Below are 8,663 nucleotides of genomic sequence, written 5' to 3'. Positions count from 1 at the left end.
CCCCCGACCCGCGCCCGGCTTTTCCCCCGCGCCGGCGCCCCCCGGCCCCGCTTCGGCCCCGAAGCGAAATCCGGGACGCTTCAGCTGAAGCCCGAAACCCGGATTGCGCTTCGCTCCATCCGGGCTACGAAGAATAAAAAAAGCCCGGCGCTGTTTGACCAGAGCCGGGCTCGAGTGGTGTCAGACCGAGGCTGAGGGGCTATCGGCCTGACGGGAAAGGGCAACGAGACGCCAGCTCGCGCAGGGAATGTCTTTCGGTGCGACGGAAATCTCCTTGTCGAAGCGCACCAGCTTCCAGTCGTCAGGATGATTGACGAAGGCGAAGTCCGATTTGCGCGCGAGCGAGATCATGGCCGCGTTGGAGCGCAGCGTGTCGCCGAACATGTGGTCGGCGCCAAGCGCGGCCGCGCGGCATTCGAGATTCTTCATCAGCACGGTGGCGATGCCGTGGCCCTGCCAGCGGTCGGCAACCGACAGACCGAATTCAAGCGTCGCGGTTTCGGCATGCAGTGCGTAGCGCGCTTCGGCGACGATGGTCTCGAAGCCGTCGACCATCATGGTCGCCACCACGGTAAAACGCTCGCGCTCGCCGACCTGGAGGAATTCGTGCAGCAGGCCCTGCGGCAGTTCGCTGATCGCGCCGAAGAAGCGGTTGTAACGGGACCGCGTCGAGAGCGAGCGAAAATAGTGCTGGAGCTCCTCGGTGTCGCGCGGTTCGACGAAGCGAACGCGCAGCGCCTCGCCGTGTCGCGTGCGCAGCGTGTCAGAATATTGCTTCAGATCTTCCAGGCGAAGGATGCTCATGACACGCGCACTCAAGGGGACCAAAGGCAAAAGGGACCGCCGGCGCCCCACAGTCAGGCGGCGCCGGCCTGGCGGCCAATCAGGCCCGCCAGAAGGGTTTGTCGGCCTCATAGGCCACATCGCTCCAGGACAGCCCGACGTCCTGAAGGTCACGCGCGGACCAGTTGGTGAGCTCACGCCTTGTCCGGTAGCGCTCGTGCCAGACGTGAAGGGTCTCGCCGATCTGGTGGATCAGCCCGGGCGCATGATGATTTGTCATCGAATTCTGGGTCAAAGTAGACATTGTCAGCTCCTGGAGCTAAGTTGACCGCTAATATCGGCTTGCTGGTGCACTGCGACAAACGACAATTTGTACTCCTTCGCATGAAATAACGTCATGTATCCTGCTGCCAGATGACTGCCAGATTGCCCTCCCTCAACGGATTGCGGGCCTTTGAGGCCGCCGCGCGCCATCTCAGCTTCACACTGGCTGCGTCCGAGCTGAACGTGACCCAGACCGCGATCAGCCATCAGATCCGCAGGCTCGAGGAGGAGCTCGGCATCCGCCTGTTCGTCCGGCAGAACCGCGCACTGGCGCTGACGCCGGAGGCGCGCGACTATTTGCCGGGCGTCCGTGCCGCCTTCAACGACCTTCGGCTGGCCACCGACCGGCTGCTGCGCAAGGACGACGACAAGGTGCTGACGGTCTCGACGCTGGCATCGCTGGCCGCAAAATGGCTGTTGCCGCGGCTGACCGATTTCCAGGAGCACCATCCCGGCATCGACGTGCGCATCACCACCTCGACCAGCCTCGTCGACTTCCAGCGCGACAATGTCGATGCCGCGATCCGCTACGGCCGCGGCCAGTGGCCGGGTCTGCGCGCCGACTGGCTGATGGCGGACGAGCTGTTTCCGGTGTGCAGCCCGTCTCTCTTGCGCGGTGACAAGCCGTTGCGCTGTCCCGAGGACCTCAAGAGCCACATGCTGCTGCACACCTCCAACGCCAACAGCGACGACTGGCGGCTGTGGTTGACGGCGGCGGGTCTGCCGGCCGACATCGCCAGGCAGCCCGGCATCACCTTCGACATGATCTTCATGACGATCCAGGCCGCCATCGACGGCATCGGCGTGGCGATGGGGCGGACCTCCTACGTTCAGGACGACATTGCCAAGGGCCGGCTCGTCGTTCCCTTCAAGATCGCGCTGCCGGCCGATGCCGGCTTTTACCTGGTCGCGCCGGAGGGCCGCCGCGAAGCGCCGAAGCTCGCCGCATTCCGTGAGTGGATGATCGCCGCAACGCGGAATAAAGCCTGAAAAATCATCAGCTTCCGCGGCAAAATCGATTGACTCGCAACCTCCCGCGCGGGAAGGGGTAAGACAGATTGTCGCAGCAATAATCCGTCGCCCGCCGTGAAGTGAGTTCCGGTCCGGCCGCATCTTCAGGGGAGTAACGCCATGGCTGGACCAGCAGCATCGACCAATCCGCCCGAGATCAAGTCGCGCATCGGCGCGATCCTGCGCGCAACGAGCGGCAATTTCCTCGAGCAGTTCGACTTCTTCCTGTTCGGCTTCTACGCCGCCGCCATCGGCAAGGCATTCTTCCCGTCCAGCAACGAGACCGCCTCGCTGCTCAACACCTTCGGCGTGTTCTGGCTCGGCGCATTGATGCGTCCCGTCGGCGCGATTGTGCTCGGCGCCTATATCGATCGCATCGGCCGCCGCAAGGGCCTGATCGTCACGCTCGGCATCATGGCCGTCGGCACCGTCGTCATCGCGTTCTGCCCGAGCTACGCGACCATCGGCATCGCCGCGCCTGTCATCGTGCTGATCGGCCGTCTGCTGCAGGGCTTCTCCGCCGGCGTCGAGCTCGGTGGCGTGTCGGTTTATCTGTCGGAGATTTCGACGCCCGGCAATCGCGGCTTCTACACCTCGTTCCAGTCGTCGAGCCAGCAGGTCGCGATCTTCGTCGCCTCGATCCTGGGCTACCTTCTATCCGAGGTAATGCCGGCCGACACGGTGGCCGCATGGGGCTGGCGCATTCCGTTCTTCGTCGGCTGCCTGATCATTCCCCTGATCTTCTTCCTGCGGCGGACGCTCGAGGAGACGCCGGCCTTCCTCGCCATGAAGAAGCATCCGACGGCGAACGAAGTGTTCGCCTCCGCACTCGCCAATTGGCGCATCGTCCTTCTCGGCATGATGATCGCGGTCCTGACCACGACGACGTTCTACTTCGTCACGGTGTACACGCCGACCTTCGGCAAGACCGTGCTCAAGCTGTCGAGCCAGGATGCGCTGTTGGTGACGCTGCTGGTCGCCGTGACCAACTTCTTCTGGAATCCGGTCGGCGGCGCCTTGTCGGACCGCATCGGCCGCAAGCCGGTGCTGATCACCATCGCCTGCCTGTCGCTGGTCACGGCCTATCCGGCGCTGCACTGGCTGGTGGCAGCGCCGAGTTTCGGCAAGCTGCTCGCCGTCGAGATGATGTTCTCGTTCTATTTCGGCGTCTACAGCGGCACCATGCTCGGCGCGCTGGTCGAGATCGTGCCGGCGCATGTCCGCACCACCTGCTTCTCGCTCGCCTTCGCGCTCGCGGCCGCCCTGTTCGGCACCTTCACGCCGTTCGCCTCGACCCTGCTGATCGAGCACACCGGCGACAAGGCCTCGCCCGGCTTCTGGCTGATGTTTGCGGCGCTGCTTGGCGTCATCGCGGCCTCGGTCGTGTATCGGGGCGGCGGCAAGGCGGTGCCGACATATGATGCGGTGGTCGAGCCGGTGGCGGGACACTAGGACGGTGTCATTTCTCCTGGTACTCCCGTGGCACGATGGACTCCGGGCTCGCCCTTCGGGCGCCCCGGAAGGACCGCGGGAGCTTACAACTCCACCACCACGTAGTCGCTCTCCACGCTGACCGGAATCGTCTCGGCGACATACGGCCCCTTACCACGCTCGCACCCGGCTCGACATGAGCCGGGTAGGCCTTCACGCGGAAGCGGCGGGGGTCGCAGTAGGACTGGCCGGTACGGATGTCGAACTCCCAGCCATGCCAGGGGCAGCGAATGATCTCGCCGAGCTTGGTATATTCGATCTCGCCCGGATCCTTCGATTGCGCGAGCCCGATCAAGGGTCCCTCGCACAGCGCCGCGCCCTGATGCGGGCAGCGGTTCATCAGGCCGAAATATTCACCCTTGATGTTGAAGATTGCGATCGGCCGTCCGTCGATCTCCAGAAATTTTCGCGTGCCGGGCGGAAGCTCATCGACCGCGGCAATCACATGCCGCGCCATCAAGCGATCCCGTACAGCTTCTTCGCATTGCCGAGATAGAACGCCTCGCGGTTGTCGTCACTGACGCCCGCGGGCAACACGCGCGACGGCTCGTCGTAATCCCAGTGCGGATAGTCGGTGGCGAACAGGAGCCGGTCCCAGCCGATCCACTTGATGACGTCGAACAGGTCCTCGCGCCGCTCCGGATCCTCCATCGGCTGGGTCGTCCACCACACCTGCTCGCGGATATATTCCGACGGCGGCCGTTTGACATGCGGCACCTCGCTCCGCAGCCGCTGCCAGACTTTGTCGAGCCGCCACGCCAGCGACGGCGCCCAGCCGAAGCCGGCCTCGATCATCACCATCTTCAATTTCGGGAAGCGCTCGAACACGCCTTCCAGCACCAGGCTCGCGAGCGCCGATTGCTGGCACTGCGAATGGCCGACCATTTCCTCGATGTAATAGGAAGGCCAGCCCGACGGCGTGATCGGGTTGCCGCCGAAGCCGAAGGCGTGGACGCCGACGGGAAGGCCGGCCTCTTCCGCGGCCTGATAGATCGGCCAGTAGCGGCGCTGGCCGAGCGGCTCGACATTGCGGCTGAGCAGCAGCACCTGGACGAAATTCTTGTCGCCGGCGCGCTCGCGGATTTCCGCGGCGGCCGACAGCCCGTCCTCATTGCCGACGACGATGGATGCCTTCAGCCGCTTGTCCTTGCTGGTCCATTTGTCGATCTGCCAGTCGTTGATCGCCGAGCACAAGGCGGCCGAGAGCTCGTGGTTGCGGATGCCCTGCCCGGTGTTGAGCGGATTGAGCACGCCGAGCTGCACGTTGTGGGGATCGAGCAGCTGCTTCTGCATGAAGGACAGCGAGGAGCCCTGCGGCCCGCCTTCCGGCGGATAGGCGTCGCGGCGCGAGGCGTTGGGTTGGGCCTTCGGATAGGGCGGACCTTCCATCATGCCCTGATAGGCATGGACGCCGTAGACTTCGAGATGATGCTGCCAGCGTTTGGCGAGGTAAGGATAGAGTTCGGCGCGGGTCGCGCGTGCCGGATGGATGTCGCAGTCCGCGATTGCGGTTTTGACGGTCAGTGGGGAAGCGGCTTCGGAGCTTTCGCGGAACTGAATATTCATCGCCTTGCCTCCTTTGGCAGCGGCTAAGTCAGGCGGGGATAGGTCGCATGCGGATTATCGATCATGATCTTGCGCACGAGATCGGGGGTGAGACCTGCGGGCAGCGCCTCCTGGCCGTCGAACTGCCAGTGCGGATAGTCGGTGGAGAATACGACCAATTCGTCCGACTGCATATGATCAAACAGGCGAATTAATGTCGTCTCGTCCGGCGGCGCATCGAATGGCTGTAACGAGAAGCGGATGTTGCTGCGCACAATGTCCAGCGGCGCGCGATCGACCCATGGCGTCTCCATCCGCACCCCACGCCAGAACTTGTGCAGGCGCCACAGAAAGGGGGAAATCCAGGACACCCCGGATTCCAGCATCACCATCTTCAGTCGCGGATATTTGGCGAACACGCCCTCGACGATCAGGCTGGTGAGCTGGGTCTGGAACGCCTGGGCCTGACCGGCATAATCCTCGATGTGGTAGGAACCCCAGCCCACGGCGGTCGGCGGATTGTGATAGGCGGAACCGGCATGAATGCCGATCGGTAATTCCAGCCGTTCTGCCGCCTCATAGATCGGCCAGAGCGCGCGCTTTCCGAGCGGCGTATCGCCCATCACCAGCATCAGCACCTGCACGAAGCGGCGATCCGCCGCACAGCGCTCGATCTCGGCGACGGCCTTCTCGACGCTTTGGGTGGGGATCACGATCGAGCCGCGCAGCCGCGGGTCGCGATCGAGCCATTCCTTCACGAGCCAGTCGTTCAGTGCGCGGCAGAAGGCGGCCTGCAGATCCTCGGAAAACACCATCTGCACGCCATAGAGCGGATTGCAGATGGCATGCGAGAGCTGAAAGGGATCGAGCACATGGCGCTGCATGTCCGCAAGGCTCTCGCCCGGCTTGCCGCTTTCGGGGCGCCAGTCCGGCCGCGCCGTGATCGGCGAGTTCTGCGGGTAGGATTGCGAGATGAGATCGACCATGCCGCGCGTCGTCACCTGATCGCGCCAATAGTCGTTCAGGTACGGCAGCAGGCTGGTCAGATGCGGCACGGCCGGATGCACATCGCAATCCACCCCGCCGGCGATCAGGGACGCCATGACGTGTCCTTCACGTTTCCTCGTCGCGTCTTCTCGCGGGCGGCGCTTGGCCGCTCCGCCTCTTGACTGCCATTCAAGCAGGCCTGCCCGTTGGCTGCAACTCGGCCAAGGCCGCTGTCATATGCTAGAAAGGCCGAGCTCGGTTGCGAAGGCATAAGGGGTCAAGGAATGAAAGAGCTCGTCGGCGTTGCGGAACAGGTCGCAGCGAAACTGATCGTGCGCAAACAGACAATTGCCGTGGCGGAATCCTCGACCGGCGGCCTGATCTCGGCCAGCCTTCTCGCGGTACCCGGCGCGTCCGCTTATTTCCTCGGCGGCGCCGTGGTCTACACCCGCGATGCCAGGCGCGTGCTGATGGATATTTCGGACGAAGGAATGAAGGGCTTTCGTTCCTCGTCGGAGCCCTACGCGCAACTGTTGGCCGAGCGGATGCGCAGCCGTTTCAACTGCGACTGGGGCCTGTCCGAGACCGGCGCGTCCGGTCCCACCGGCAATCGCTACGGCGATGCGGCGGGCCACAGCTGCATGGCGGTTGCCGGGCCCGCAGTTGAGGTGATGACACTGGAGACGTGCAGCAACGACCGCTTGGCCAATATGCAGATGTTTGCGGCGACAGCGCTGAAATTGCTGCTGAAGAATCTGGAGCAGTGACCTGGCGCGCCGTCGCAACGACGAACGCATCAATCGTCGAACATCTTCGGCGGCACGAACCCGCCGAACTCGCGTTCGATCAGCTCGGCGAGCTTGAGCGGCGTCCGGTCCTCGAGGAAGGGCCCGATGATCTGCACGCCGACCGGCAGGCCGTCCTTCGACAGACCGAGCGGAATAGCCGTTGCCGGCAGGCCCGTCAGCGTGGCGATGCCGGGCCACGCAAGCTGGTCCGGATAGGCGTGGTCCTTGCCGTCGATATTGATCCGGCGCTTTTCCTGCTCCGGCGAATGATCATGTGGATAGGCCGGCGTGGGCATGATCGGACAGATCACCGCATCGAATGTCCTGAACAAGTGCCGCCATTGCGCGCGCAGGCCGGCGCGGGCGCCTTCGTCGAACACCCAGGCCTGATGCGTGCTGGTGATACCACGCAGCCGTTCGGCAGCGAGGCTCTTGTCGTCGGGTGAGAGCTGCGCTGCACCGGCACGCGCGCCCGCGAGATCGTCCGGCGGAAGGAAGGCGCCGAGGAAGCTCATCAGCATGCGCATGTAGAGGCGAGAGGCATAGGTGAAGTCGGGAAACAGAGGGCTTTCCCGCGTGATGCTTGCACCTGCGCCCGCCAATTGTTTCGCCAGCTTCTCGATTGTGCTGCGAATATCGGCATTCGCAGGCAGCAGCGGATGGCTGTCGATCACCAGCACGCGGAAATCCTTCAGCGCGCGGTGTCGCGCCTCCGGCAGCGCGAGCTTGTATCCGATGCCCAGGTCCAACGGATCGGGGCCTGCCATCACATCCAGGAGCAGGGGCAGGTCGACTGCGCTCCGCGCCATCGGACCGATCACCGCCATGTCGCGCTCCATCGGGATGGCCGGAAAGGGCGGCGGCGTGTGGCCGCGCGTTGGGCAGAGATTGTAGGTCGGCTTGTGCGCATAGACCCCGCAGTGGAAGGCGGGCACGCGCAGCGAGCCGCCGATGTCGGACCCGAGCGAGAGTGGTCCGTAGCCTGCCGCCAGCGCCGCAGACGAGCCGCCCGACGAGCCACCCGGCGTGCGGCCGAGATCGAATGGATTGTTCGTCGTGCCGTAGATCTCGTTGTAGCTCTGCCAATCAGCTAACCCCACGGGCACGTTGGTCTTGCCGAGGATAACGCCACCGGCCTCCTTCACCCGGGCGATCGACAGCGCGTCCTCCGCCGGCTTGAAATCTTTCTGCGGCGTCCAGCCCCAGCTCGTGGGCAGGCCGGCGATGTTGAAGGATTCCTTGATCGTCATCGGCAGGCCGAGCAGCGGCTTGCGCTCGCCGCGCGCCAATGCGGCGTCCGCCTCGCGTGCGGCGTCCAGCGCGCGATCAAAATCCCGCACGCAGATCGCATTGACCTTGCCGTCGTGCCGTTCGATGCGATCGATCGCATCGCGGGTGAGCTCGACCGCGGAAACCTTCTTGGCGGTCAACGCGGCCGACAGTTCGACCGCGCTCTTGAAGCTCCATTCGGATTTGGCCATGGCGCATCTCCTGTTCTTCTTGTCGAACGATGATGCGCAGTTTGGCCCAGCACCGCAACCGCCGTTTGATCGCGATTGACATGTGAGCAAGACGGAACGCGGTGAGCCAAGCACCCACTCGCAGTCATGGCCCCGCGGGGCCCCCCCCCCCCCGCCGCCCCCCGCCCCCCGCCCCCCCCCCCCCCCCCCCGCGGGGGGGCGCCGCCCCCCCCGCCCGCGGGCGCCCCCCCGCCCGGGGGGGCCCCCCCCCCCC

General features: G+C 64.7%; 8 protein-coding genes and 1 pseudogene. 3 read left to right on the top strand and 6 right to left on the bottom strand.

Annotation, left to right across the window (positions count from 1 at the left end; genetic code table 11):
- Positions 1-180: 180 nt before the first annotated feature.
- A complete protein-coding gene (locus tag AC0L3K_RS12895; RefSeq protein WP_473366184.1) occupies positions 181-804 on the bottom strand; it encodes a GNAT family N-acetyltransferase in 624 nt (207 codons plus the stop codon).
- Between the two features lie 79 nt (positions 805-883).
- On the bottom strand, positions 884-1,087 hold the full coding sequence (locus AC0L3K_RS12890) for a DUF1127 domain-containing protein (RefSeq protein WP_007599575.1): 204 nt from the start codon (positions 1,085-1,087) through the stop codon (positions 884-886).
- 110 nt (positions 1,088-1,197) lie between these two features.
- On the opposite strand from AC0L3K_RS12890, the gene AC0L3K_RS12885 reads away from it, so the two are divergent.
- Both AC0L3K_RS12885 and tcuC read left to right on the top strand, forming a co-directional pair.
- Positions 1,198-2,097, top strand: coding sequence for a transcriptional regulator GcvA (locus tag AC0L3K_RS12885; RefSeq protein ID WP_007599576.1), 900 nt, complete (start codon positions 1,198-1,200; stop codon positions 2,095-2,097).
- Positions 2,098-2,238: 141 nt separating this feature from the next.
- The gene (gene tcuC, locus AC0L3K_RS12880; protein ID WP_007599577.1) at positions 2,239-3,570 is read left to right on the top strand and encodes an MFS transporter; all 1,332 of its coding nucleotides are present in this window, start codon (positions 2,239-2,241) and stop codon (positions 3,568-3,570) included.
- An 83-nt stretch (positions 3,571-3,653) separates the two neighbouring features.
- Here tcuC and AC0L3K_RS12875 read toward each other — a convergent pair.
- From AC0L3K_RS12875 to AC0L3K_RS12865, 3 genes and pseudogenes are all read right to left on the bottom strand, one after another.
- Positions 3,654-4,066 (bottom strand): annotated as a pseudogene (locus AC0L3K_RS12875) (Rieske (2Fe-2S) protein).
- On the bottom strand, positions 4,066-5,175 hold the full coding sequence (locus tag AC0L3K_RS12870; protein WP_219682963.1) for an amidohydrolase family protein: 1,110 nt from the start codon (positions 5,173-5,175) through the stop codon (positions 4,066-4,068). Before AC0L3K_RS12870 ends, AC0L3K_RS12875 begins: the two are co-directional and overlap by 1 nt.
- 23 nt (positions 5,176-5,198) lie before the next feature.
- Positions 5,199-6,257, bottom strand: a complete 1,059-nt coding sequence (locus AC0L3K_RS12865) for an amidohydrolase family protein (protein ID WP_007599583.1) — start codon at positions 6,255-6,257, stop codon at positions 5,199-5,201.
- Between the two features lie 168 nt (positions 6,258-6,425).
- On the opposite strand from AC0L3K_RS12865, the gene AC0L3K_RS12860 reads away from it, so the two are divergent.
- Positions 6,426-6,908: a CinA family protein gene (locus AC0L3K_RS12860; RefSeq protein WP_354200486.1), complete on the top strand. Its 483-nt coding sequence runs from the start codon at positions 6,426-6,428 to the stop codon at positions 6,906-6,908.
- Positions 6,909-6,937: 29 nt separating this feature from the next.
- Here AC0L3K_RS12860 and AC0L3K_RS12855 read toward each other — a convergent pair whose 3' ends face one another.
- Positions 6,938-8,410 carry an amidase gene (locus AC0L3K_RS12855; protein WP_473366183.1) on the bottom strand — a complete coding sequence of 491 codons (1,473 nt, stop codon included), beginning with the start codon at positions 8,408-8,410 and terminating at the stop codon, positions 6,938-6,940.
- Between the last annotated feature and the right edge of the window lie 253 nt (positions 8,411-8,663).

Source organism: Bradyrhizobium sp. MI1.10 (assembly GCF_055811035.1).
This window is presented reverse-complemented; position numbering and strand designations above follow the sequence as displayed.